Genomic DNA, 25,634 nt, shown 5'->3' with positions numbered 1-25,634 from the left:
TTAGGAGCAAAGAACAAGGAGAACGACTTTGACTATTTTGGACTATTCATCAATAAGGTGACAATGTAACTTATTGATATGCTCCGGACCAATACCACAACACCCACCAATTAAACTTGCCCCGAGTTGACGCCATTTATGAGCCCAAGCTAGATAAGCGTCTGGGGTTAAATCGGCTCGAATGTCATCAAGCCCCTCATTTGCTGTCGCTTCCTTGGTTTGAGGCGGAAACGCATTGGCATACGCTCCAACTTGAATGTGGTTTGCGCCTTTTTTACGAAGAATGGTTATCGCTGCGTCAACGGCTTGTTCAATGACTTCCGGCTGAGAACAGTTGAACAGAATCGCTTCAACACCTGCATTTGCCAAAGCCACAACTGCTTCCTCAACTGGCTCGCCAGAGCGCAGTAGCGGTGTATTTGATGGATTTTCATCATCCAATGTAAACGCTACCCAAAACGGTTTATATTCACTCGAGATCTGGTCAGTTAGTGCTTTGATATCAAGCGCTTCTGTGATTAAGCTCTGAGTCTCGGCTAACCAAATGTCAGCATAGGACGCTAAGCCTTTAATCAGCGGCGTGGCTATATTTGCAACATCGTCTCTTTGGTAGAGATCTGGACGATAAGACCCAAACATAGGCGGTAAGGAAGCTGCCACTTGCACCGCTTTACCTGACTCAGTAACAGCTTGTCGCGCCACTTTTCCCGCTTCAGTCGCTAACAACAACGCAGATTCCAAGAAGCGTTGTTCACCGAGATGAAATGGCACTAAAGCATAACTATTCGTGGTAATAACTCTCGCCCCACTGTCGATGAAATGCCGATGAACTTGTAATACGGAGTCTGGTGATTCAATCATAGCAAGCGCAGACCATTCGGGTTGTTTAAACGGCGCCCCAATGCTTGCGAGTTCTCTTCCCATTCCACCATCAAGTAATGTAACTGGCTGTGACTGCATCATTCTTCTCTCACCTATAAACGACAAACATTTAATGGACGTCTAAACATCTAGAATTCCATTAGATGGCAATATAATTGACTTGCTATTTATTGACAAGCATTTTGTAAATTCTTTTATTGCAGTTAAGGACAAAACAAGCTGCTCATTTTATCTTTGTGGGCAATGAGTTAGAGTAAAAAAAAACGAAGGCGCGATGGCCTTCGTTTTATCAACGCAAATGGCGAACATGCTATAACTTAAAGTAACTGACCAACTTATCAAGCTGGGTTGATAGTCGCTGCAGGCTAGCACTCGCGTCGTTGAGCTGCTCTGCAATATCTGTCGTTTCGGTAGTAATTTGATTGATGTCTTCTACGTTGCGGTTAATGTCTTCAACCACGCTGGATTGCTCTTCGGTCGCCGTCGCGACTTGGATATTCTGGTCACTGATTTGATCAATATAACTGTCGATTTGCTCAAGCGATAAATTGGCTTTATCTGCGTATTCCACCACCAAACCACTTTTTGTTCGGCCTTTATCCATAGCATCAACCGCTCGCTGCGACTCAGCTTGTAAGCTGTCGATGATATGTTGAATTTCTTCTGTTGAATCCGCTGACCGGCTCGCGAGCGTGCGGACTTCATCTGCAACCACGGCAAAACCACGGCCTTGCTCCCCTGCCCGCGCCGCTTCTATCGCTGCGTTCAATGCTAGCAAGTTAGTTTGTTCTGAAATGCTACGAATCGTATCAAGCGTAGAACTGATACCATCGATTTGGCTGGCTAACGATTGCACTACCGCCGCTGACTGCTCAAGTTCGGTTGAAAGCTGAGCGATCTGTTCTCTCGCCTGCCCAACGACTTCACGCCCGTCAGCAGAACGGTGCGTTGCATCACGCGCAACTTCGGCTGCATTAGCCGCATTCGATGCAATTTCCGTTACTGTAGCGCCCAATTCATGTATGGCTGTCGCCACTTGTACCGTGCGATCTCGTTGAGACGTACAGTTGCTTTGGGTCAGTTTTGCGCGCTCAGCCACATCCTTCGCCATCGCTGACAAATCTCTTGAGTTGGACGCAACCTCATTGATCGACTCATGTACTTTTTGAATAAAGCGATTGAAGCTGTTACCAATCTCGGTAAGCTCGTCTTTACCTTGCAGATCAATACGCGTATCTAGTGCCAGAGTTTCAGCAGCGCTGCTCATCGTATCGCGCAAGAACGAAACTCGTTTGCGTAGATTATTGACGATAAACCAAGAGGTAATAAACGAAATCACCAACCCAATAATGATCACAGCAATTTGATTACGACGACCATTTTGATAACTGGTCACACTCATGGCATTTTCCGATTGCGCTTGTACTAATAACACATCCAATAAATCATTGGCGGCTTTACGCATCGTGCCGTAACTTTTCGCGTATCTATCGCGATATAAACGCTGTGCAAGGGGAATGTCACCTTGTTCAAACGCATCAAGCAAAGGGTTCAAGTCATTGCTGACCATTGACTCAAATTGATTTAACAAATCGTTCGCTTTGGTTTTTAGTTCAGGATTAACCTGAGCATCCACCGCTTGAGTCATCGCTTCACGCATTTGCGGAATATCTTCTGTACGCGCCTCTTTAACGCGAGTTAATACCCCACGCTCATCTCGTAGCGACGTTTCCTGCAAAAGCATCATATCGATGCCAACACGCATTCTCGGTATCCTCGAAGCCGCTTCGGCCATTGCTCGCATCGGCGACGCGGTATTGAGGTACAATTTTTCCGCCTGAGTTTGCATTACCGACATTGTCGTCAAGCTACCTAGCCCAACAATAATCAGTGCAATACATGGAATTGCAACAGCAATAATAAGGCGGCTTTTAAGCGTGAGCCTATTAATAAACATGAAGGGTCCTTTTGTATATAATTCGTACTGTTATTGATAAACAACTTAAGTATAAGAGAAAAATATACAAAGGAAGTGAAATGTTTGGATTCGTTGAACTGTGCCAGATTTATTGCTCAGGAATGCAACAAAAGTGTTAGAAGACTATACCGTGAACTAGCTATTTTTATCCATCCACTGAGCTAGGTATTGCTTGCCCATCATCAGCAACTCGGTTCGGGCGGTTGCAAGCAGTAAATTACGCTGGCTATTCACAACATCGCATTGCGTCGTTGCACCAGCGATAAAGCTTAACCCTAAACCTTGTGGACTTGACGCCAGATTCAGTACCTTACTTTTATACTGTTGTCGCGAATCGCTCGCCAATTGCTCCATCGCTTTGGTTTTCGCATGAAGTAAGTCGCGCTTGCGGCGCATCTCTTTTAGACCAAACATTAGTCCTCCTCATCACTTGGGATTAACGCATCCAACGTTCGAGTAAAGTTCATTGATTTCAATGTTCTTTTAACCAAAACTATCAGTCCATAGGCGGAGACTAACGTAATGATCGCCCCAACAAATAATGTTAAAGGTAAAGAAAATCCCGCTTGCCAAGCAATCACCGCGACTGCAGCGATAAGGAGCAACCAAGCCGTTACTAACAATACCGCTGCGCCACACATCAACGCGACAAGCTGTGCGCCAGAAGCAACCCAAATTTTTGCTTCCAGAGCGCCAAGCCCCAATACTCGTTTAAACCACAGTTTATGAGTTTGAGTAACTTGTTCAAAGCTAATCGCTTGCTCTGTTGCTTGTTCTGAACTGGCTTGGCTCATCGCGTTGTGACCTCTAATAAACTAAAACGGCTGTGAGGAGATTATTTACGTTTGCTGCACAAGAAACCAGCCACTACCGCACCGGCTAAGAAGGCGATACCTACTGATTTCACTGGGTTTTCTTGAGTGTAGCTACTGACAGCAGTCGACACACGCTCAGACTGAGCTTTTGCTTGATCAGAGATTTTATGGGCTTGATCGCTGATTTGGTTCGCCACCTGGCGAATTTGCTCTTCACTGCGTTCAGCGGCTTGCGCTGCACTGTCGACACCTTTATGCGCAGCCTCAGCTGCTTGGTCTACTTTATCGTGTGCTTTTGTTTGAGTGCTTGCATTAGTCGTTGCCATAATATGTCTCCTTCTATTGATGTACTTAAACTAAAGCCAACATCATGCCAACATTTCATCTTATTGTTTTTAAAGGTCTTTATTAAAAACTTGTTTATTTCGACACGGTGTATGAAAGGAGATTCTGCAGATCGGTTTGTAAAAATTTCATACCATTTTTACGAGCCTCGCTTTTTAGTCTGACTTACGGGTCGTGTTAGTGGTTCGAAATAGGCGCGGCGACATTCCAATAGATTTAGTAAAACGGTGGGTAAAGTTGTTGGCATCACGATACCCAAGACGCGATGCAATCATTTTCACAGACCAATCTTTGGTTCGTAATAAGTCTTTTGCTTTATCCATGCGCAAAGAGATCACGTAATCTCGCGGCGTTTTGCCGTAGAGTTTTTTACAGATTCGATTAAGTTGCTCTTCACTTAAGTAAGCATGATTGGCAATCGCACTCACCGTCCAATCAAGATGAAGTTGCGACTCCACCAAGTTAAATACCCGCATGACTCGAATCGAGGCCGGTTTCATCGAACCATCAACTCCAGAAAGCAATTTCACCACTTCACTGACCATTAGGGCACGAAACGTCTGACGACCATGAATGTCACGATGCACCAAGTTTAAAGCGGAATAAACCGACTCTGCCATGTCAGACTCCAGAACAACCGGCGCCATATCATCAATTGCACGCCACTGAGGATGAGCCTTTAATAAGATCCATGCCATTTTCCAATGTCGATGTTGCGGGTGGAGCTCAAAACAGAAAGCCGTCTTTGCCGGTAACACGGTCACTGTGTTTTGACCTATTTGTTGCCTACCCTCATCAGTTGTCAGTTGCCCACACCCACCGATCGTGGCAAGTAGAGTATGAACGTCCGGGTTCTGACGCTCCACTCGATAGCCATCATTGAGGTCAGCCAGTCCAGCCATGAATATCTGTTGCTCAACAAATTCGGGAATGTCCGTAGTGGTTAGAAAGCGTTCCTTACACGCCGGCGCTAGATACACATCGTCGCGCCAAACCATCTTATGACTAAGGGGGGAGATGACGGATTTGCACAGGTTTTTATCAGTTTTGAACATTTTGCTTGCGCCCTGCAAAAGGTAAAGTGAGCGCTATTATAGTCTCTTTTTATTCAACAAATTGGAACTCATTGCCAATGTCTGTTCACGCTCGAGCCATTCAACCACGTTCGGTTTTATTTAACGCATTCAAACTCGGGTTTCCAGTTGCTGTCCAAAGTGCGTTAGTCGCCATTCTTGCTTTAGCGGATGTTTTGATGGTGAGTGATTTTGGTCAAGCGGCGACCGCAGCCGTCGGACTTGCCTCCAAATGGCACTTTGTCGTCACCATGATCATGGCAGGTATGGCCAATGCAAATGGTATTTTGGTCGCTCAATATTGGGGACGGGCAAACGTAGAAAAATCCAAGCAAATTTCACGCTTTGCGATTGGCGCGGGTTTAGTGATCCTAACCCCTGTAACGCTTGCACTCACCTTAGGAGCTGATTTCATCATGCTGCTACAAACCAATGACATTCACGTCATTGCGTTTGGTGTTGACTATTTATGGTTCGCAGCGCCTGCACTGCTATTGACTCATTTTATTATTGTTGTTGAATCCAGTATGCGCTCGACAGGCGATAGTATGACTCCGTTATTGGTCGCCGCGTTTACCATAGGTTGTAACATTACGCTCAACTACGCCTTAATTTCAGGGCACTTTGGTCTGCCTGCGCTTGGGGTTGCTGGAGCAGCGTTGGCAACCACCTTATCGCGCCTTATCCAAGTCATCATTTATCTGATATTACTTAAAAAACGCCAGCACTGGCTGTATACCACCCAAGCAGATAAAGCCGATGCACGACTGAAAAAATCTTATTTACAACTGGCTGCACCAGCCGCAACCGGTGCCGTACTTTGGGCAACGGGTACACTAATATATCAAATGATCTTTGGGCACATGGGAACCACGGAGCTTGCTATTTTCAGCACTATCGCGCCTTTTGAGTCTCTATGTTATTCCGTATTTCTTGGTATTTCCGTCGCCTGCTCGATCATTCTTGGTCAGCATCTAGGACGAGATGAGTTTGATAAAGCGACACAAACAGCAACGTTGTTTACCCAGCTGATTCTAGTACTCGGCATCACCACTAGCGTGGTGCTATTTATCGGTAAAGATGGGTTAATCGAGTTACTTCGTCTTGACGGCTTGGACACCGCTTCCATGGCCAGCTTGGCATTGAATGTGACCTGTCTTGGTGTCAGCGTAAAAATGATGAACATGCTGGTCATCAACGGTATTTTACGTGCGGGCGGCGAGAATAAGTTTTGCTTAAAAATGGACTTTATTTCCACTTGGGTATTTGGTCTCCCTCTCACCGCATTGGGCGCAATTTTACTCGATCTCCCTTTCCACCTGGTTTATTTGTGCATGTTGGTTGAGGAAGTGGTCAAAATCGGTTTGTGCTTTACACGCTACAAGAAACACATTTGGCTCAGAAACCTAACCCTCAATTAGAATTTCACCACCGTTTGAGTATTGGTTTCCTGCTCATAACGCCTCAATAAGCCGTGCAAAGCGACATATTGCTGAGAAAGCCGATTGTGGCGAAAACGTAGAATGAGTGTCGGCAACCATACCCAATGATGAATAAACTCAATGGTTTTATGTAACTCTGTTCGCATCGCTTCGCTAGCCGTCAAGTGCCATGCAAGAAGCTCTTGAAGACGAGTTTCTTGACTCACGCTTTCTAAGCGATAGGAATCAAGCATAAACAAAATGAGATCGCGCACTTGCAACTTTGGTAAGGTCGACACACGGGATTCTTCCAAATCGAGAAAAGTGACCTTACCTTGCTCATCAACGACAATATCTCTCATGGCTGGTCGGCCATGAATAAACCCTTCTTGATGCAAGCGCTGCAAGTTTTTAAAAGCGTTAATGTAGAGTCGTTCTTGCGGCTGATTTTGCACTTGGTGGATTGGAATACCGGAGTTTTCCGTTGCAAATGAAGAGCGTGTTTTGAATATCAACTTTGGCACAGGTAAATGGTGTGCCAGCGCATATTCTAAGGCTTCTAATTCATGGAGAAACCTCTGTTTAGGCGGATAAGCGCTATAGAGAGCTAAATGGGTTAAATGAGGACAAGAACGAAACAATTTGTTGGCCAATACATTGAACCAATTACGTTTATCTTCGCCACATTTTTTAAGCCAAACTTGACGCCCATGAACTTCAAGTTGGTATACATACGGATTACGGGTGATAAGGCGCATGATCAGGTCCTTAGCAGAAAATTAAAGGAATAAAAACTTCTGATCAACAGAAAAACATTATGTTAACACCATTAAAAATGAGATCAATGTCTCAAAATTAAGTTACACAAACAATATATTGCGCAGATGAATCGCTTCCCCTATCGCCATGATAATTTTCGCACGCATTCCCGTTTTAGCGCATAAAGTGTTAGAATCGCCGCCAACACAATGGCAGCGGTCATAGCGGCTTATAACCAAAAGGCAATTTACGTCTTTAGAAGCATAAATAAGCGCACTTTACTACCGCTCAGCAAGATATATAAAGGTTGAATTACAAATGGTTAATAACTCGATTCAATGGTTCCCGGGCCATATGCACAAAGCTCGTAAAGAGATCGAGGAAGCTATTCCACAAGTCGATGTCATTATTGAAGTTCTTGATGCGCGCATTCCTTTTAGTAGCGAAAACCCAATGATCGCGCAGCTTAAAGGCGAAAAGCCAGTGGTTAAAGTATTGAACAAGCGAGATTTGGCCGATCCAGTTCTGACTCAACTTTGGATAGAACATTTTGAAAAAGAGCATAATGTCAAAGCCATAGCGATTACCACGTCACAGCAGCAAGAAGTGCAACAAATCCTTGAACAGTGCCGCCAATTAGCACCTCACCGTGAAGAAATTGGTAAAAACATTCGCACTATGATCATGGGCATTCCGAATGTTGGTAAATCAACCATCATTAACACACTGGCAGGCCGAACCATAGCGGTAACGGGTAACCAACCTGCGGTGACTCGCCGTCAGCAACGGATTAATTTGCAAAATGGCATTGTGCTTTCAGATACACCAGGAATCTTATGGCCAAAAGTAGAAAACCCACATAGCGGTTTTCGCCTTGCCGCGACTGGCGCAGTCAAAGATACGGCAATGGAATATGATGAAGTGGCTTTCTACACCGTTGAATATCTTGCAAGTGCCTACCCTGAACGCTTAAAAGAACGGTATCAGCTTGACGAGCTTCCAGAAACTGACTTAGAGATCATGGAAGAGATTGGTCGTAAACGCGGTGCCCTGCGTTCTGGTGGTCGTGTTGATTTACACAAAGTATCAGAAATACTGCTTCATGAACTGCGTTCAGGAACACTTGGCCAGCTCACGTTAGAGCTGCCTGAGATGATCACTCAAGAACTGATCGAAGTGGAAATTGAAGAAGAGCGTAAAGCAGAAGAAAAAGCCAAACGCAAAGAAGAGCGTCGTAAACGTTACTTGAGAAACAAACGTTAAATTGGATTAAAGGTCTCTAAGTGATTGAGTGCTCAGAGACCTTTTTTGTATGATTGGGCGTTATTTACTTGTGTACGCCCGCAAGCTCTAACAACACGTCCTCTAGCTGATCCCATGGCATCAGTGATGAATCGATCACTTCAATGCGTGATTCAAAACCTTCTAAACTCATTTCATTAACAGATACCACACCTTTTGCCACATTAAATGCATAGCAACCACGTGACGTATTGACCACCGCTTTCACTCGCTCTGCCGTGATGTCATTGAGCATGGAAAGCAACAAATCAAAATCGAACTGATACTCAGCGCCAAACAGCCAACCACAGCTAAAATAACCTTGGCCTTGATTCTCCCTACGCGAATACGCTTCACCCGGTGGCAATTGGAATTGGGGCTCCATCTGTGCGTGGTGGTGATGGTGGTCATCACCTTCATTTTTGGCAACAGAATACACACTGTGAATATCGAGCACTTCCAAAGGTAATTCGCCATGTTTTACTAATTTTGAAAATACCTTGGGAGGAACTTGGTCGGTGATCCAAGCATTGAAACGATCGATATCTTTCACTTGGCATTGGTCAACTTTGTTGCCAATTACTACGTCAGCACACGCGAGTTGGTCAGCAAAATTCTGGTTTGAATAATACTTTTCGTCACTCAGATTTCGAGGATCAACTAAGGCTATCGTTGCTTTTAAATCAACATAGTCTTGATATTGCGTGGAGCGAAGCGTTGCCATTACCTGTTTTGGATGACCTAGGCCTGTTGGCTCAATAAGCAGTCGATCCGGCTTTTGACGCAACAATGCGGTAATGCCTACCGACATTGGCACGCCAGCAGTGCAACACATACATCCACCGGGCACTTCTTTTATCATCGCCCCTTGCTCAGACATCATCGCCCCATCAATGCCTATTTCACCAAATTCATTGACCAACACTGCCCAATTTTCATCTGCAGGCTTGGTTTTTAGCAAATGTAAAATAGCGGTTGTTTTTCCTGAGCCTAAAAAGCCGGTGATGATATTGGTCGGGACGCGGGATGACATATAATCGCTCCAAAAGAATTTTTCGACAGTATACCACTCTTTATAAACGACAAAAGGCGCATCATAAGATGCGCCTTAATCCCTCGTGACTCAATCGTGAGTTTGCGAATTGGACAGTCTCTAGATGCTGACCAATCATGGTACGAGGCGTTGGAAATGACTGTTTGAATCCATCCAAATTGTAGGTAAGGCGATTGCATTCCTCCCTGCGAGTCGGTTCAGATTGCCTTACACTTTAACTATGGATCAGATTTTGATTTGTGCAAATTTCAACTGTGATCTTGCTTGCAAAACGACACCAAATTTGCAACTCAATATTTCATTCTTGTCGCTATAGTTAGACGAGTTGGCGAGTATAATTTGTAGCACATGCTCCCCTTTTTCTTCGTCGACTACGAGGCCTTTAAACTAATGACAAATAGAGAGAAAATAAAGCGGTCTTTTCTTGCCCATGTTCCAAAAGATGCAATAAATCAGTTTCTCTCTAAAGATCGAACCCCTATCTCTGTATTATTCATGGCGCTCTTGGTTGGTATCCTTGCTGGTTTAGTCGGCACCTATTTTGAAGTCGCTGTGCACTTTGTCTCCGAAACGCGCACTGAATGGCTAAAGAGCGAAATCGGCCACCTCGTTCCACTCTGGTTTGCGGCATTTGTTATTAGCGCAGGCTTGGCGTTTGTTGGCTATTTCCTTGTGCATCGCTTTTGCTCAGAGGCAGCAGGTTCAGGAATTCCGGAAATCGAAGGGGCGATGGATGGTATGCGGCCTGTTCGTTGGTGGCGAGTCATTCCCGTAAAATTTCTTGGTGGTATGGGCGCCCTTGGTTCTGGCATGGTGCTTGGCCGAGAAGGCCCTACCGTGCAGATGGGCGGAGCTATCGGGCGCATGGTCACCGATGTTTTTAAGATAAAAAATGAAGACACTCGACACTCTCTGCTTGCTTCTGGTGCTGCAGGAGGACTGGCGGCGGCATTTAATGCGCCATTGGCGGGAATTTTGTTTGTCGTCGAAGAGATGCGTCCGCAGTTTCGCTATTCACTAATTTCAATTCGAGCCGTGATCATTTCGTCGATGTCAGCCAATATCGTATTCCGGATGATTAGCGGTCAAGATGCCGTGATTAAAATGCCGCAATATCAACCCCCTGAATTGATTTCGTTATGGCTATTTTTGTCATTAGGCATTTTGTTTGGTGTGTTTGGCGTGATGTTCAACCGCTTAGTCACCTTTTCTCAAGATTTATTTGCGCGTATTCATAAAAATGACCGTAAGCGCTATTTAGTCACAGGCACACTGCTAGGCGGATTTTTTGGGATTACCCTACTGTATATTCCTGAACTGACTGGTGGCGGTATTTGGTTAATTCCTAATATCACCAATGGCGACTATGGCGCCGCATTCTTACTTGTCCTGTTCTTGGGTCGTATTTTAACCACCATGATGTGTTTTGGCTCTGGTGCGCCTGGCGGTATTTTTGCGCCAATGCTCGCGCTCGGCACACTGTTTGGGTATGCGTTTGGCGTGGTTGTCAAAGGCATATACCCAGAGCTGGACATAGACCCTGGTATGTTTGCCATCGCTGGCATGGGGGCCTTATTTGCGGCGACCGTGCGAGCCCCCATCACTGGCATCGTATTAGTCATTGAGATGACGAATAATTACTACCTCATTCTTCCGTTGATTACGACCTGTTTAGGTGCAGTGGTTGTCGCACATATGTTTGGTGGCCAGCCCATTTACAGCCAGTTACTTCGTAGAACATTGAAAAATGAGAAGTTACGTCAGCGAGATCTCCCAAAGGAGCGACATTCTTAATTGCCAGTTAGTCACTCCTATTGATATTATTTGAACAAATAATACTCTCGGTGAATTTTCACCTGAAGTTCTTATAATATCCAATAGGAGATTAATTTTTGGACTGGAAGCGTTTTATACGGTTTAATGAAGTACCGTCATCTCAGGCATCACTTGCTTTAGCTGTCATAGCACTTGGTCATGCTTGGTCGCTTTACGTTCCTAAAATTGGTCCCTTTACTCGACAATATTGCGCCATTTTTGGTGCTTTATTATTAATTCCAGTTCTAATTAAGTATTTTACTAACTTTTCACTTTTTATTCGTGATCTACAAAATCCGCTCACTGGCAGTTTAATGGCACCAATCACCATGGCACTCCTGGTACTTTGTGACTACCTTGCCGCCATCTCACCGCTTATCGCCTACCCTATTTGGTTTTCAGCGCTGTTACTCCATCTTGTTATGATGATTTTGTTTTTCTTCTTTCAAATCGTCAATTTCAAAATGTCACATCTGCTGCCTAGCTGGTTTTTGTACCCAGTAGGGATGATCAGCAGCTCTCTCGCAGGAACTCAATTTGGCCACACCGTTTTCTCATCGACGCTGGTCAATATCTGTGTCGCGATTTATTTCTTTATGTTGCCCGTCGTGCTCTATCGCTTAGTGTTTGAAGGTATGGTGCCTAAACGCGCGAGGCCAACGTTGGCCATTATGGCAGCGCCTATAAATTTGACGCTTGCGGCATATCTGGTCAACTACAAGCATGCGGACCCAATCTTAACCGGTGCTCTCGCAGGGATCGCCATCACAATGACGGTCTTAGTGTATTTATGCTACCTAAAACTGCTTAAATCTAAATTTCAACCTTCGATCGCGACAGTAACCTTTCCTTCCGTGATCAGCGCTGTTGCAATGCACCATCTTACGACCTTTTTTGCCGCCTATTATCCTCACTGGCATTGGCTACACCATTTTGGATGGTTTGAACTTTCTGTTGCAACAGGATTGGTTATTTGGGTCACTTTTGGCTATATAAAAATGTATTGGCCGGAAATAATAAATAAACAAAAAGATATTAAAAACAACGTTCCTTAAATTTAGATATACCCCCCTAGGGGTACGGAAAAACAGAAATAATAAATATACACACTATTTTTGTTTGTTATGGTACCCAAAATAATAATAATTTCACCTCGTAATTATATTAAAATTAACTCATATATTTATTTGTCAGCTGGCTATCAGGTTTACAAATAAAAAAGGATATATGAGTTATGAATACCGTTACGAATTTCCCAGTCTTACCCGATTTCATTCAATCTAAAATTGACTTTTATCTAAAAGATTTATTCGATTCAACCGATGATGGGCGTCACTTGGTTGTAGGAAAAAAGCCTGCCGCTAATGATATTGTATTACAAAGCAACGATTACTTAGATCTTTCCAATCACCCTGAAATCGTACAATGTCACGCAGCAGCTTTGCTTAAAAACCAAAACACCCCCTTCATGTCTGGCGTTTTCCTGCAAAACGATGGCGTAAAACCCTCGGTTGAAACGGAGCTAGCAAAATTCACAGGCTTCTCTTCTTGCCTACTGTCACAATCAGGCTGGGCTGCCAATACCGCGCTTCTACAAACCATTTGTGATAGTGAAACGAATGTATATATAGATTTCTTTGCTCATATGTCATTGTGGGAAGGAGCACGTATTGCCGGAGCGAATATTCATCCGTTTATGCACAACAACGTTCGCCATATGAAAAAGCAAATCAAACGAAATGGTCCTGGAATTGTGGTTGTTGACTCCATTTACAGTACGATTGGTACGATAGCGCCGCTCGAGGAAATCGTGCATATCGCAAAAGAGTTTGGCTGCGCAGTACTTGTCGATGAATCTCACTCTTTGGGAACACATGGCCAACATGGCGCTGGCTTAGTTAATGAGCTTGGTCTAACCAAACAAGTCGATTTCATCACTGCTAGTTTGGCGAAAACTTTTGCTTATCGTGCTGGTGCTATCTGGTGTAACAATTTAGCGAGTGAATGCATTCCTTTTGTTGCTTACCCTGCGATTTTTAGCTCTGCAATGCTACCGTATGAGAATGACCGTATTTCAAAAACACTTGAGGTCATTATTAAAGCTGATGCTTCTCGTGAACGTTTAGCAAAATCTGCGAAATTTCTTGCTGATGAACTTAAAGCAATCGGTTTTAGTATTCGAAGTGAGTCGCAAATTGTTTCTCTAGAAACAGGAGATGAAAAAAATACAGAAAAAGTGCGTCAATACCTAGAAAAAAATGGTGTCTTCGGTGCAATATTCTGTCGACCAGCAACCACACCGAATAAAAACATCATGCGTTTCTCATTAAACAGTTCTATTACGCAAGTTGAATTAGACAAAATAATAGAGGTATGTAAAAGCGCCTATTCCGAGCCCACTATGTATTTTGTTTAAACAAAGAAGCACCCACGACTAAAAAAGTGGTGGGTGTCACTTTATATCCAATCGGAGATTTTATCTAACATGTCATCACTACTTGAGGGTTTTACAATATAGTCATTCATACCCGATAACTTGATTTGCTCTATGGTATCGTTTCTCGCATCGCCGGTATGAGCCAATATAGGTACAGATGAATAACTATTCAGCGAATTACGTATCATTGAGGCTGTTTTAATGCCATCCAATTGTGGCATTTCTAAATCCATAATGATTAAGTCTACCGATTGCATATTCAGCATATCAAGAACTTGTCTTCCATCTTCAGCTTGAACTGTGTGATAGCCCTGTTTCTCAAGCAAAATGGAGGTATAAGTCCTTAGAGAATGATTATCATCGGCAATCAAAATAGTTTTCCCGACTTTAACATCTTTACGCGGTAGCAAATTACGGTTACTGGATGGATTTTCAAAAAACAGTTCATCCAGAACCGATTTGGCATCCATAATCAAACGATTTCGCTCAATTGGATATATCGTTAAATGTCTTTCAATATCCGTGTGATAGGTTTTCGTATTGTCATACAGGAAGACAATTCTGGCTTCGGTAAAATGTAACTTATTTAATAAAGCTTTAAACTGCGTTGGCTTATTCACCATCACTTCCAAATCAAGCAAAATAAGTGAAAATTCAAACTGATACTCTTCTCGCTCCAGCGCTTGTTCAAACTCGCAGGCGTTGAAATGAAAACCTTGATAAAACGCTTGTTCACTTAAAAATCGGCCAAACACCGCAGTTTCACCAATAAAGAGCACCGAGCGCGACTTCATAAGGTCGAGCTTAATATTATCCGTTACTTTGGATTCGTATTTAGGGAAAGACAATGTAAATTCCGTCCATTTGCCAACAACAGAGCGGCAAGTGATATTGCCACCAAATGAGTTCATTACCTTTTTACAAAACGGTAAGCCTAAGCCGTAGCTCCCGTTTTTGCCAAAAGTGTAAAAATCCTTAAAGATGTTTTCAAGAATATCGGGCTCAATACCCACCCCATTATCCTTAAAACGGATAAGGTTCTGATTGCTTTTCGATGTAATTTCGATATCAATCTTAAAGTCATTTGAGCTTCGGTAGTAAAACGCGTTTTTTAGCAAATTGTACAACGCATATTTCAGCAAAGTATCGCTACCAAGATAGGCAAAATCGTCCTCAACATGTAAAAATACAGACTCTCTATCCAACGCACGTTTATATGAAAAACTTTTCAATGTCTTTTCAACAACCGATTGAACGTTGTGCCGCTTAAATGTATTGCGGGAAACACGGTTTTCATCGATAGATGTTAACAATAGATCAATGGTTTCATTACCATTACGAATCACTTCATCTGCATCATTTATGACTTCCCTCGCTAGGGATAATTCAGAATCGGAGATCGAATAAAAATCGCGCTTAATATCTTTATTTTTTGGCAAAATTGAATCTAGGACTTCAAGCGATGATTTGAGTGCACTTAACGGATTACGCATCTCATGAGCAATACCCGCACCAAATGATTTAGCAATCGACGCTTTAGTTTCATGCGAGACTTGGTTACGAAAATACGCTAAATTGCCGAATATGTAGGTAAAAAGGAAAATTGGAATATAGGGCCATACAACTTGTGATGCGGCGAGATCAAAGTCGAGTCCATAAACAGAAAAAAACGCTATAGCAATAAAAAATGCTGCGTGTGACACCATAACTCGAGTCTGATGGACTAACAGAATATGCAAGAAGATGGATGCCATAAATGACATCGCCCACACTGTTGTCCAGCCATTTTTAAACATCATGTATGAAAAGAAAAACGGAATACAAATGCCTATAGACACCAAGTAGTAGGCAGGGATGTATCGTTTTATGTATTTAGGTGCATACTCCCTAAATGCGACACCTCCCAAAAGAAGCGCACAAATAATACGAAGAGGAGCACTTTCATAGGGCTGAGGAAAAATGAATTTCCATACGATGTAATAAGTAGGAAAACCTACTAAGCCTAGCCACCCTACTAAGGTAAGATTCGGTTCCGCATATTGATAAACCTTTCTTACTGTTTCCATTGAAATTCCTACAAACCTTTGTGCCATCCACTAGCCGCCTATTTTATAATTTTTTAAAGCTGTGCGCACATCTAACTGACATTAATCGTTTCTGAAAATATCGATTCGTTAATGTGCTAACGATATCGAACTTCCTGCCCTTTTACTTTTTATATCCACACGCAGAGACATTTGTTCTTTCATTTCTGTCACGTGAGATATGACACCGATGGTTCGTCCACCCTGCTGTAAATCGATCAAGGTCTGAATCGCTAAATCAAGTGATTCTGGGTCGAGGCTACCAAAACCTTCATCAATAAATAACGTATCCAAACGAATACCGCCGCTGTATGATTGAACCACATCAGATAAGCCTAATGCCAGCGCAAGCGCCGCCATAAAAGACTCTCCGCCTGATAGCGTGGCGACATCACGCCATTTTCCTGTATACCCATCTTCCACCATCAGGTCTAAGCCAGAGCCCGCATTTCCTCTCGCTCTATCTTCTTTGCGGCGTAATTCATAACGTCCTTTAGTCATTAATCGCAGCCGAGTTGATGCTTGAATCAGTACATCATCAAGCAATACACCCAGCACAAAACGATGCAAACTGACCTTAGAGCCTGTTCTGCCATTTGCAACGTCACTTAACGTTCCAACCACCTGATACTGTTTCTCTAAAGCCTCATTTTGCTGATGGATTAATTTTAAGTTTGTTTCGACTTTGTGATACCCATCAAAATTCGATTGAAGTTCAGACTGCTGTTTTTGTGCTTGTTGATATTTTTCGCTGTGCATTTCAACACGTTTGACGAGCGAATCCATCTCTGGTTCTTTATGCTGACCAAGTTCCTTGTGGAGAGATTCCAAGACGCCGTTAATCGCTGCCTGTTTTTCGAAATAGGTTTTGATGGCCGCTTCTAACCCTTCTAATTGAGCGGGTTCCAATTTGGCGTTCAAGAATGCTTGTTCACTTTCAAACGCACTCTCTTTTAATACCGAGTACCACTGAGTCTCAAGCTCTTCCGTTCGCTGACGACTTTGTTTGTGATATTGCTCTTTGTTGGCGAGATCAGTTTGTGCGGCAACCAACTGCTGCTGAGACGATGAAAGCCGTTGCTGAGTTAGTGACAACGCCTCTTTTAGGCGAGTGATTTGTTGTGTGAGTCGTACTTGTTGAGCCTTAACATCTTCAACTCGTGTTAACTCATCTTTCGCTAGCGTCTCAGCAAGATTATCAACTAAGCCTTTTAACCTTACGACGTGATTATGCGCTTCATCACGACTTGCCAACAAAGCGTGAATCTCACTCTCTTTACTCACCACACACTGCTTAAGGCTGTTGGCTTGTTGCTCAATTTGGTGCAAATTAATGGCTTCAAGCTGCGTAATTTCTTGCTGCAATTGCTCTGATTGCTGCTGTAAAGCCTCTAAGCTCTGCTGCTCAACATCGCCCAACTGTTGGCGCCATCCCGCAACAGCCTGTTCTACTTTACTCAACTGGAGACTGGCTTGATGACGAGACTCTGCCGCTTGGTTAACAAGCAACTGAGCCTGCTGCTGATGCTGACGAGCCTGTTCTACGGCTTCTTTGCTCACTTCCTCTGACTCAAATGTTGCGGGGGTTGGATGGTCACAACTCCCACAAACCGGGCAAGGAGCATCTTCAAGCAACGTTTTAGCCAGTAGCGCTGCTTGAGAACTATGCCAGAGATACTCTTGCTGATTGGCAAAATGCTCCGCATCCGCGAGGGCTTTTTTTGCCGCTTCAAGCTTGCCTTGCTCACTGGCATCCTGCTGCTGATAGTGAGAGAGGGCAGACAAGGTCTGATTGAGCTCTTGATAAGCTCGAATTTGCTTATTTAACTCTTTATATTGTTGCTGTTTGAGAGCCAACTGCGATTGCTGCGCTTTAGCGCTGTCAAACTCTTGATTCTTTTCTTCAAGTTTCTTATTTAAATCAGATAATTGACCCAGACTTTGCTCGTGACGCTGCTGGGCCTGAACCAACGCTTTTTGCGACTCATCCAATTGTGCGCTCAGTTTACCTTTCTCAGTCAGCTTTTTTTCCAATTCATCAAGGTAATAGCCCCGCTGGTTTAACTCAGGTAACTGCTGTGATTCTTGCTCCGCTGTTTGGTGGTTTTGCTGCGCCTGAGTTACCGCTTGCTGCTGCTCTAAAACGACTTGTTTAGCTTGAGTGATGGCTAAATTCGCTTCTACCGTTTGCTGCTGCGATTGCTTCCAGTCTCGATATGTCACACTAATTTGTGCCGCTTTTTTTCCGTCAGTCAGCTGGAGTTGTTGTTTTTCAATGTCACCGCGAGTAGCTTGAAGAAAATCAAGCTCCTGCTGAGTACGCCGTAATTGGGTATACTTATTGGCGATATCCTGCGCGGTTTTTTGATCAAGCTTAGCGGTTTCAAGCTGCTCAAAACACTGTTGGGTGTATGCTTTAGCGGCATTCAACTCGGGAAGCAATGCATCCATCGCTTGCCTCAATTCTTGCTCCGAGTGCACGTTCGCTGTGCCCAAAGCCCCCATAATTTGATTATCAAAATCCTCTTTCGCTTTGCGAATACTTGAGGCTTTTTCAAACAACGCTCGCTCAATAGCGGTATAAACATGGGTTTGAAACAGTTGCCCAAAGATTTGCTCTCTGTCTTTTGAGTTGGCGATCAGTAATTCACGAAACTTTCCTTGAGGAAGTACCATGACCTGACGAAATTGTTTTACGTCTAAGCCTATAAGTTCGAGCATCGCCTGTGAGACGGGTTTGGGTTTGTTGGCAATTAAGGTTTCTTGCTGGTTTTCAATTGCAAATAACGTCGCACTATGCAGTTTTTTTGTCGTCCCCTCTCCACGCTTTTTAGGGATTTGCTGCTCTGGACTGCGCACAACTTTGTACTGTTTGTCACCAAGAGCAAACACAAAGCTCACCTCTGTCATACTATCAGAGGAGGCATAGTCACAACGCATTTGATCACCCGTACGCTCACTACCCGTTGTTTCACCATACAACGCAAAGCAAATCGCATCGAGAATCGAGCTTTTTCCTGATCCAGTTGGGCCATTGATCAAAAACAATGGATTCGCCCCAAGCAGAGTAAAATCAATCCGTTCCGTGCCTGCAAATGGCCCAAACGCTTGGATCGTCAAGGTAATTGGTTTCATTGATTACTCCTCGCCATGGCGGGTTAGCGTCTGAATCACTTGAGTCACGACCGCTTCTTGCTCTGGCGTTAAATCGCTTTGCTGCGCTTCTAAGAAAAAATCTTTAAACATATCCAATTCGCCACGAGCTAAACGCGCTTTGCCCATTTCCTGCTCAACGCCAATAAGCATTCCTGGCTTCTCAAGATGCAGGACGTTTGGGTAAATGGCTCGAAGTTTCTCCATCGGGTCCAAAATAGCATGCTGATCCATCAAACGAACGAGAAGATAGTCATCAGCTTTAGGGTCAGATTTGCCACACTCTAGCAAGGTATTGAGCTCACCTTCCAAAATACGCATTTGATGCGGAGCATGAAGATCGATATGTGTCGCGGAATGAAAGCCTTGTTGGTTGATTTCCACCAGCGTCATACCTTTTTTCTGATGCTGCTCAGAAAAGCTATATTTCATGATTGAGCCTGAATAGCGAATGTAGGACTCACCTTTGTATTGCGGCTGATGTAAATGCCCGAGTGCCACATAATCAAAGTCGACAAAGTGTTGATGATTCACGCGATCAGAGCCACCGATAGAAAGTGGACGCTCAGATTCAGATTCCATAGCGCCATCAACAAAACAATGACTGATCAAAATATGTTTTTGCTCAGAGTGGAATTGCTCACGTATCTTTTCACATAGCAGCTGATGCGCATCATCATGGGTCGATACCGACTGCTGGTAGTAATGACGAACGATTTCTGGGTCGTTATAAGGCATGCCATAAAACGCGACATCACCGGCCTGCTCCGTGTGAATAACCACGGGTTGCAGCATATCGTCAAAATGAGCAATGATATGCAGCCCTGCCTGCTTGAGTTGCTCTGCGCCAAACCCAAGTCTCTGAGCTCCGTCATGATTCCCCGGAATCAGGATAACGGGTACATGAAGCTCGCCACAAACGACGTTCACGAAATGATTCATGACTTCAATCGCGGCGGTTGGTGGCACTGAGCGGTCATAAATATCACCGGCCACGACCAAGGCATCAATGGGATTTGAACGCATAAAGTCAATGATTTGCTCTAGGACCACTTTCTGATCATCAAGCAGAGATACATTGTGGAATTGACGCCCTAAATGCCAATCAGAAGTGTGAAGAAATTTCATTGCAATTCAGACTCTTCAAAAAACTAAAGTCTATGATAACAAGAAAATTGTAATGATAACTATAAGCAAACAGCCGCGAAATGCGGCTGTTGTTCAACTATTGGGCTTTTTGTTTGCAATGGGTTATCGCCCGCTCAAGTAGCTCAAGCGCAGACTGCTCACATGGCGGGAGTTGAGCATCACTCTGAGCGAGAGGAGTCACACGTTCGCCCCATTTGATATGGCCTGCCCCCCATGTAAGGCCAGCACCAAACGCGGCAAGCAACACGTTATCCTCAGGCTTAATTCGGCCTTGCTCGAGCGCTTCACACAATGCAATGGGAACGGTAGCTGCCGAGGTATTACCATACTGCTGAATATTGATGAAAGCTTTGCTCTGTTCAATACCTGAAAGGTCGCACAATGTTTGGATAATCCGAACATTGGCTTGGTGCGGAATGACAACATCAATATCGCTTTTGTCCAATTCACTGCGGCGCAGCACTTGCGTTGCCGCGGCTCCCATTCCTTTGACTGCGCGCTTGAAGATTTCCTTACCGACGAAATCAAATTCCCAATAACCATTATCCGCAGCGAATCGATCCATGGCCGTTCCAAATTTGGGTACGGCTAAAATATCTCGTCCTTTCGCATCACAACCGATTTGTGCTTGCATTAATCCTACAGGCTGATCAGTTTTACTTAATACCACCGCGCCAGAACCATCACCAAATAAAACCGCGGTATCACGCTTAGTCCAATCAAGGAAAAAAGACAGTCGCTCAGCGCCAATCACTAGCGCATGCCGATAATTCCCAGCTTGAATCAAGCGAGTTGCTGTTTCGAGCCCATAGACAAAGCCAGTACAGGCGGCATTGAGGTCAAATGCCGCGGCTGAGGTGATGTGTAAATTTTGTGAAACTCTAGAGGCAATATTCGGAATTAAAGAATCTGCTGAGCACGTTGCTACAATCACTATATCAATATCGTTGGCTTCAAGCCCAGCACACGCCAATGCCCTTTTAGCAGCTAGCGTCGCAAGTTCTGACGTATTGACATGGCTAATTCGGCGATTTTCAATACCGGTGCGCGTTCGAATCCACTCATCTGACGTATCGAGGAACGTACTTAAGTCATCGTTGGAGAGCGTGGCGGGCGGCAGACATTTACCCCACCCTGAAATTTCAGCATAATAATTTGTCATCAAACACCTAATTATTTTTATATTTGTTACTTAGCAGTATAACGGCTCGCGCTATAGCGTGTCACAGCGGTGACAAAAATCAGAGAGGTAAGTCATGTCTACATTTAATACTCGCTGCCCGTCTTGTGCTGGAGTCAACCGAGTCCCAAGCGAACGCATATCAGAAAGTCCAATATGTGGAAAATGCCAATCGCCGTTGCTCGATGGAGCACCTATTGAAGGAACCGAGCAGAATTTCACGACCTTATTGCAAAGTAGCCAACCTGTTGTTGTCGACTTTTGGGCGTCTTGGTGTAACCCATGTGTTGGGTTTGCACCCGTTTTTTCCGATGTCGCTAGCGAACGAAAAGGTCAAGTTCGATGTGTAAAAATCGACACAGAAGCACAGCAAAATATCGCAGCGCAATATCAGATTCGCAGCATTCCAACCGTCATAGTCTTTAAGGATGGCCAACGCGTCGATATGATCAATGGCGCTCTGCCCAAAGGCCAATTTGACCAATGGCTCAACGCAGCGCTCGCTAAATAGTTTTCACTTAATTAAGGCGAGGGCCATATTCTACCTTCGCCTCCTCCTCAACTAACTGCTGACTTCTCTGAAAATACCTCACAACGTTCTATTCTATTAGACTCATCACTTGTTTTTTGCTAAATATCGCAAATAGTTACTCGTATTTTATAATTTATTTGAGACGTATAACCATGAAACAGTCATGCATTAAAATCTCATTTCTGGAGTGTTCGTATGAGCAATGAAGATAACGGCGGCGTACCTCGTCCAAGTGGCAAGGCGACGCCGATTGATACTGATTATACCGTTGGACAAGACAACGTCGTTGTCTCCGTAGGCCCATTTGGTTTAGATATTCATAACCGCGTTTTCGCCATTTCCGGGTTAGCGATTGTCATATTCGTTTTTGCCACTCTGATTTTTCGAGAGCAAGTCGAGCCCTTGTTCGTTAGTCTCAGAGCTTGGTTAACCTCAACCTTGGATTGGTTCTTTCTATTTTCTGGTAACATTTTTGTTGTCATCTGTTTAGCTCTTGCAATTTCACCGCTCGGCCGAGTACGTATTGGTGGAACAGACTCGACACCGGATTATTCCTATATGGGATGGCTGGCGATGCTCTTTGCGGCTGGGATGGGGATCGGTCTGGTGTTCTTTGGCGTATCCGAGCCAATGTCCCACTTCACGACAGCGCTTGGCGGGCCAATCGTCGAAAACGGCGTGCGAACAGATTGGGCTCCGCTTGGCGGCGCATTGGGTGATACTGACGCGGCAACGGCTCTGGGTATGGCTGCAACCATCTATCACTGGGCGCTTCATCCTTGGGCGATTTACGCATTGCTCGCCTTAGGCCTTGCTATCTTTTCCTTCAATAAGGGCCTTCCGCTCACGATGCGTTCTGTGTTTTATCCCGTTTTTGGCGAACGCGTTTGGGGTTGGACGGGGCATATCATTGATATTTTGGCGGTCATCGCCACGGTATTCGGCTTGGCAACCTCTTTAGGGTACGGTGCATCGCAAGCGGCAACTGGTCTGAACTACCTGTTTGACATCCCAATGACCGACACCACGCAAATAGTGCTGATTATCGCGATCACCTCTCTGGCGCTATTGTCTGTCGTTGCCGGGTTAGATAGCGGCGTAAAACGCCTCTCTGAAATTAATATGGCGCTCGCCGCTATTTTGCTGGTGTTTATTGTTTTAGTCGGTCCAACGCTAGCGATTTTAGGTGGCTTTTTTGAAAATATTTATGCTTACATCACCAATATTCCAGCTCTCTCTATGCCGTTTGGGCGTGAAGATGTGAACTACTCACAAGGGTGGACTGCATTTTACTGGGCATGGTGGATTTCCTGGTCGCCATTTGTTGGTATGTTTATCGCTCGCGTGTCTCGTGGTCGTACCGTTCGTGAATTCATCGTCTGCGTGCTGCTCGTCCCTTCAACTGTGTGTGTATTCTGGATGACAGCGTTTGGAGAAACGGCGATCAGTCAGTATGTCAATGATGGTTATGAAGAAGTGATGAATGCTGTATTACCACTGAAACTGTTTGAGATGCTTCACGTAATGCCACTTTCAAGCATCACTTCGTTTGTCGGTATTGTATTAGTTATCGTGTTCTTTATTACCTCTTCGGACTCTGGGTCATTAGTCATCGATACCATCGCTGCCGGTGGTAAAGTCGATGCCCCGACACCACAACGTATATTTTGGTGTACGTTCGAAGGTTTGGTCGCGATTGCCTTATTGTTAGGCGGCGGCCTAACCGCTGCCCAAGCGATGGCGGTAACGACTGGGTTCCCATTTACTATCGTGCTGCTCATTGCGTCGTTTTCGCTTGTCTTGGGCCTCATGAGTGAACCAAGAGTGCACAAAAAACCTAAGCTCTAACGCTTCCACCAAGCCCTGATTCAGTCAGGGCTTGTTTCATTCTCAACGGTGCTTTTTAAGCTGAAGCGCCGAACCTAGATCTGCCATTTTTAATCCATTTCAATCCGCTGCGTTTTTCGCACGAAATATAAAAATTTTTTATCGTCTCGACCAAAACCTTTCGTTTTACCTTTGATAGTATCAGGCGCATAGTCGCGCCCGACTGTTATGAATTTTCTTACTTTTTCCGTAGTTGAGGCGTGTTGTGAGTACCTCTGTGGTAGACCTTCCAAACGTGCGAGTCACGGTTCCTGTGATCGCATTAACTCTTTATGCTGTTGCATCCGGTTATTTAATGAGCATTATCCCTTTAATGCTTACGTTTTATGGCTTGGATACTGAACTCGCCGGTTGTTTGGCGAGCCTGTTTTATGCAGGCTTATTGATTGGCGCAGTAGCCATTGAACCAGTGATTCGTCAAATCGGTCATAAGAATGCCTTTGTTTGGTGTTTGCTTACCCTTATCTTAACGATCATCGCTCTGCCCAGTATGCCAAACGCGTTTGCCTGGTTAGCAAGTCGCTTTGTCGCTGGCTTAGCGGTGGCAGGTATTTTTGTGGTTGTCGAATCGTGGTTACTCTCTGGCGATGAACAAGCGAGAACCAAGCGTTTAGGCGTGTACATGGCCGCCTTGTATGGCGGTACTTCAATCGGACAATTTGGTATAGGATTTATCGGCGTAAGTGGTGCAATTCCTTTTATCACAATGATCACGTTTTTACTGTTTGCTGTGATGGTATTGCTCGTTGGACGTGGTCAGCAGCCCAATCACCATCAAAGTCACCGCCTATCGCTCAAAAGCGTCACCAAAGCCAATCAAGCCGCGTTGATCGGTTGTGTCGTCTCTGGGTTGACGTTGGGAGCAATATACGGACTGATGCCACTGGCACTTAGCAAGCAACATATTGAACACCAACACATCGGTAGCTTGATGGCTTTAATCATACTAGGCGCGATGGCGGTTCAGCCTGTTGTTCCCTGGTTATCAAAAGTATTTGGTAGCACATTGCTCATGGGCGGCTTTTGTCTGATTGGCTCTGCCGCAAGTATTACGGCACTCTTAAGCACAAGCTTGATAGAGATGAGTATCAGCCTATTTGTGCTAGGCATTTCGATTTTCGCACTCTATCCAATTGCGATTAATCTCGGTTGTAAAGCGGTATCGGCGGACCAAATCGTCACCATCACACAAGTGATGCTACTGAGTTATAGTGTTGGTTCGGTTGTTGGCCCAGTATTGGCCGACATATCCATGCAATCCCAGCATGGGCTATTCGGCTATCTGTTCGCTATGCTATTCTCAACATGCCTTTGTATGATGGTTATGAGTATCAAGCGTCATAAACGCGCTATGGCTGGTTAAACTCGAAAGATTCCGATGTTAATAAAGGGGCTTAATGCCCCTTTTTTCGTCGCAATTGCCAATTCGATGGCCCTTTAGGAGGCATGTTAGGCCGTGCTTGACGTTCTTTGAGTAAATGCTGCACCGCCTGTATCGGATGATGTAGCAGCATCCTCGGGCCTGAATACCTCATCACTCTTTTCATGGTTTGCTTTGGTGCTGGTTTATAGCAATGTATGGGACAACGTTTGCAAGCAGGTTTTTCAGCCCCAAACGGACAACGATCTAACTTGGTTTCGGCGTATTGAATCAATTGCCGACAATCGGCACATAGACTTTGCTGACGGTCATGGTGAGCATGACAATATAAATTGACCATATCACTAACCGTGTTGAACTCCTTTTGTAAACTCGGAATCAGCCACTGGTTATCTTGTACCTTCATTA

Annotated in this window: 21 protein-coding genes; 8 read left to right on the top strand and 13 right to left on the bottom strand. The window is 44.5% G+C overall.

Annotated elements, in window-relative coordinates; all coding sequences use genetic code 11:
- Positions 1 to 42: 42 nt before the first annotated feature.
- From M1D72_RS02180 to M1D72_RS02155, 6 genes are all read right to left on the bottom strand, one after another.
- Entirely contained in the window at positions 43 to 963 is a 921-nt protein-coding gene (locus M1D72_RS02180; RefSeq protein WP_456295380.1) for a homocysteine S-methyltransferase family protein, read from the bottom strand.
- A gap of 229 nt (positions 964 to 1,192) precedes the next feature.
- A complete protein-coding gene (locus M1D72_RS02175) occupies positions 1,193 to 2,839 on the bottom strand; it encodes a methyl-accepting chemotaxis protein (RefSeq protein WP_390194798.1) in 1,647 nt (548 codons plus the stop codon).
- Between the two features lie 156 nt (positions 2,840 to 2,995).
- The gene (locus M1D72_RS02170) at positions 2,996 to 3,274 is read right to left on the bottom strand and encodes a hypothetical protein (RefSeq protein WP_390194800.1); all 279 of its coding nucleotides are present in this window, start codon (positions 3,272 to 3,274) and stop codon (positions 2,996 to 2,998) included.
- Positions 3,274 to 3,654, bottom strand: coding sequence for a hypothetical protein (locus M1D72_RS02165; RefSeq protein ID WP_456295379.1), 381 nt, complete (start codon positions 3,652 to 3,654; stop codon positions 3,274 to 3,276). Before M1D72_RS02165 ends, M1D72_RS02170 begins: the two co-directional genes overlap by 1 nt.
- Before the next feature lie 41 nt (positions 3,655 to 3,695).
- Positions 3,696 to 4,001 (bottom strand): hypothetical protein, encoded by a 306-nt coding sequence (locus M1D72_RS02160; RefSeq protein ID WP_390194804.1) that lies wholly within the window; start codon positions 3,999 to 4,001, stop codon positions 3,696 to 3,698.
- Positions 4,002 to 4,175: 174 nt separating this feature from the next.
- Positions 4,176 to 5,075: a helix-turn-helix transcriptional regulator gene (locus M1D72_RS02155; RefSeq protein ID WP_456295378.1), complete on the bottom strand. Its 900-nt coding sequence runs from the start codon at positions 5,073 to 5,075 to the stop codon at positions 4,176 to 4,178.
- 77 nt (positions 5,076 to 5,152) lie between these two features.
- On the opposite strand from M1D72_RS02155, the gene M1D72_RS02150 reads away from it, so the two are divergent.
- Complete coding sequence (locus M1D72_RS02150; protein WP_456295377.1) at positions 5,153 to 6,514, top strand: MATE family efflux transporter; 1,362 nt, start codon at positions 5,153 to 5,155, stop codon at positions 6,512 to 6,514.
- Here the strand turns inward: M1D72_RS02150 and M1D72_RS02145 are convergent.
- The gene (locus M1D72_RS02145) at positions 6,511 to 7,272 is read right to left on the bottom strand and encodes a hypothetical protein (protein WP_456295376.1); all 762 of its coding nucleotides are present in this window, start codon (positions 7,270 to 7,272) and stop codon (positions 6,511 to 6,513) included. The genes M1D72_RS02150 and M1D72_RS02145 overlap by 4 nt on opposite strands.
- Positions 7,273 to 7,591: 319 nt before the next feature.
- Between M1D72_RS02145 and ylqF the strand changes: the two genes are divergently transcribed.
- Positions 7,592 to 8,536: a ribosome biogenesis GTPase YlqF gene (ylqF, locus tag M1D72_RS02140; protein WP_390194812.1), complete on the top strand. Its 945-nt coding sequence runs from the start codon at positions 7,592 to 7,594 to the stop codon at positions 8,534 to 8,536.
- 64 nt (positions 8,537 to 8,600) lie between these two features.
- Here ylqF and M1D72_RS02135 read toward each other — a convergent pair whose 3' ends face one another.
- Entirely contained in the window at positions 8,601 to 9,587 is a 987-nt protein-coding gene (locus M1D72_RS02135; protein ID WP_456295375.1) for a CobW family GTP-binding protein, read from the bottom strand.
- A gap of 411 nt (positions 9,588 to 9,998) precedes the next feature.
- On the opposite strand from M1D72_RS02135, the gene clcA reads away from it, so the two are divergent.
- The 3 genes from clcA to cqsA all read left to right on the top strand — a co-directional run bounded on the left by clcA (position 9,999) and on the right by cqsA (position 13,839).
- Entirely contained in the window at positions 9,999 to 11,402 is a 1,404-nt protein-coding gene (gene clcA, locus M1D72_RS02130) for a H(+)/Cl(-) exchange transporter ClcA (RefSeq protein WP_456295374.1), read from the top strand.
- Between the two features lie 98 nt (positions 11,403 to 11,500).
- Positions 11,501 to 12,478 carry a TDT family transporter gene (locus M1D72_RS02125; RefSeq protein WP_390194818.1) on the top strand — a complete coding sequence of 326 codons (978 nt, stop codon included), beginning with the start codon at positions 11,501 to 11,503 and terminating at the stop codon, positions 12,476 to 12,478.
- 179 nt (positions 12,479 to 12,657) lie between these two features.
- Positions 12,658 to 13,839 (top strand): alpha-hydroxyketone-type quorum-sensing autoinducer synthase, encoded by a 1,182-nt coding sequence (gene cqsA / locus M1D72_RS02120; protein WP_456295373.1) that lies wholly within the window; start codon positions 12,658 to 12,660, stop codon positions 13,837 to 13,839.
- Between the two features lie 41 nt (positions 13,840 to 13,880).
- On the opposite strand, the gene M1D72_RS02115 is transcribed toward cqsA, so the two are convergent.
- From M1D72_RS02115 to M1D72_RS02100, 4 genes are all read right to left on the bottom strand, one after another.
- The gene (locus M1D72_RS02115) at positions 13,881 to 15,926 is read right to left on the bottom strand and encodes a hybrid sensor histidine kinase/response regulator (protein WP_456295372.1); all 2,046 of its coding nucleotides are present in this window, start codon (positions 15,924 to 15,926) and stop codon (positions 13,881 to 13,883) included.
- A 108-nt stretch (positions 15,927 to 16,034) separates the two neighbouring features.
- A complete protein-coding gene (locus M1D72_RS02110; RefSeq protein WP_456295371.1) occupies positions 16,035 to 19,079 on the bottom strand; it encodes an AAA family ATPase in 3,045 nt (1,014 codons plus the stop codon).
- 3 nt (positions 19,080 to 19,082) lie between these two features.
- Positions 19,083 to 20,225 (bottom strand): exonuclease SbcCD subunit D, encoded by a 1,143-nt coding sequence (locus tag M1D72_RS02105; RefSeq protein ID WP_456295370.1) that lies wholly within the window; start codon positions 20,223 to 20,225, stop codon positions 19,083 to 19,085.
- 97 nt (positions 20,226 to 20,322) lie between these two features.
- Complete coding sequence (locus tag M1D72_RS02100; RefSeq protein WP_456295369.1) at positions 20,323 to 21,408, bottom strand: beta-ketoacyl-ACP synthase 3; 1,086 nt, start codon at positions 21,406 to 21,408, stop codon at positions 20,323 to 20,325.
- Positions 21,409 to 21,502: 94 nt separating this feature from the next.
- Here M1D72_RS02100 and trxC point away from each other — a divergent pair, with 94 nt between their 5' ends.
- From trxC to M1D72_RS02085, 3 genes are all read left to right on the top strand, one after another.
- A complete protein-coding gene (gene trxC, locus M1D72_RS02095; protein ID WP_456295368.1) occupies positions 21,503 to 21,937 on the top strand; it encodes a thioredoxin TrxC in 435 nt (144 codons plus the stop codon).
- Positions 21,938 to 22,153: 216 nt separating this feature from the next.
- On the top strand, positions 22,154 to 23,806 hold the full coding sequence (locus M1D72_RS02090) for a BCCT family transporter (protein ID WP_456295367.1): 1,653 nt from the start codon (positions 22,154 to 22,156) through the stop codon (positions 23,804 to 23,806).
- Between the two features lie 244 nt (positions 23,807 to 24,050).
- Complete coding sequence (locus tag M1D72_RS02085) at positions 24,051 to 25,208, top strand: MFS transporter (RefSeq protein WP_456295366.1); 1,158 nt, start codon at positions 24,051 to 24,053, stop codon at positions 25,206 to 25,208.
- A gap of 31 nt (positions 25,209 to 25,239) precedes the next feature.
- Here the strand turns inward: M1D72_RS02085 and M1D72_RS02080 are convergent, their stop codons facing one another.
- Positions 25,240 to 25,566, bottom strand: a complete 327-nt coding sequence (locus M1D72_RS02080; RefSeq protein WP_456295625.1) for a nitrous oxide-stimulated promoter family protein — start codon at positions 25,564 to 25,566, stop codon at positions 25,240 to 25,242.
- Between the last annotated feature and the right edge of the window lie 68 nt (positions 25,567 to 25,634).

Source organism: Vibrio sp. AK197 (assembly GCF_053903115.1).
This window is presented reverse-complemented; position numbering and strand designations above follow the sequence as displayed.

Coding starts and splice junctions, on each gene's coding strand:
- M1D72_RS02100 (WP_456295369.1), bottom strand. CDS start 21,408: ATGACAAATTATTATGCTGAAATTTCAGGGTGGGGTAAATGTCTGCCG.
- M1D72_RS02155 (WP_456295378.1), bottom strand. CDS start 5,075: ATGTTCAAAACTGATAAAAACCTGTGCAAATCCGTCATCTCCCCCCTT.
- M1D72_RS02160 (WP_390194804.1), bottom strand. CDS start 4,001: ATGGCAACGACTAATGCAAGCACTCAAACAAAAGCACACGATAAAGTA.
- M1D72_RS02145 (WP_456295376.1), bottom strand. CDS start 7,272: ATGCGCCTTATCACCCGTAATCCGTATGTATACCAACTTGAAGTTCAT.
- M1D72_RS02090 (WP_456295367.1), top strand. CDS start 22,154: ATGAGCAATGAAGATAACGGCGGCGTACCTCGTCCAAGTGGCAAGGCG.
- ylqF (WP_390194812.1), top strand. CDS start 7,592: ATGGTTAATAACTCGATTCAATGGTTCCCGGGCCATATGCACAAAGCT.
- M1D72_RS02170 (WP_390194800.1), bottom strand. CDS start 3,274: ATGTTTGGTCTAAAAGAGATGCGCCGCAAGCGCGACTTACTTCATGCG.
- M1D72_RS02150 (WP_456295377.1), top strand. CDS start 5,153: ATGTCTGTTCACGCTCGAGCCATTCAACCACGTTCGGTTTTATTTAAC.
- M1D72_RS02135 (WP_456295375.1), bottom strand. CDS start 9,587: ATGTCATCCCGCGTCCCGACCAATATCATCACCGGCTTTTTAGGCTCA.
- M1D72_RS02165 (WP_456295379.1), bottom strand. CDS start 3,654: ATGAGCCAAGCCAGTTCAGAACAAGCAACAGAGCAAGCGATTAGCTTT.
- trxC (WP_456295368.1), top strand. CDS start 21,503: ATGTCTACATTTAATACTCGCTGCCCGTCTTGTGCTGGAGTCAACCGA.
- M1D72_RS02110 (WP_456295371.1), bottom strand. CDS start 19,079: ATGAAACCAATTACCTTGACGATCCAAGCGTTTGGGCCATTTGCAGGC.
- cqsA (WP_456295373.1), top strand. CDS start 12,658: ATGAATACCGTTACGAATTTCCCAGTCTTACCCGATTTCATTCAATCT.
- M1D72_RS02115 (WP_456295372.1), bottom strand. CDS start 15,926: ATGGAAACAGTAAGAAAGGTTTATCAATATGCGGAACCGAATCTTACC.
- M1D72_RS02175 (WP_390194798.1), bottom strand. CDS start 2,839: ATGTTTATTAATAGGCTCACGCTTAAAAGCCGCCTTATTATTGCTGTT.
- M1D72_RS02105 (WP_456295370.1), bottom strand. CDS start 20,225: ATGAAATTTCTTCACACTTCTGATTGGCATTTAGGGCGTCAATTCCAC.
- M1D72_RS02080 (WP_456295625.1), bottom strand. CDS start 25,566: ATGGTCAATTTATATTGTCATGCTCACCATGACCGTCAGCAAAGTCTA.
- M1D72_RS02180 (WP_456295380.1), bottom strand. CDS start 963: ATGATGCAGTCACAGCCAGTTACATTACTTGATGGTGGAATGGGAAGA.
- clcA (WP_456295374.1), top strand. CDS start 9,999: ATGACAAATAGAGAGAAAATAAAGCGGTCTTTTCTTGCCCATGTTCCA.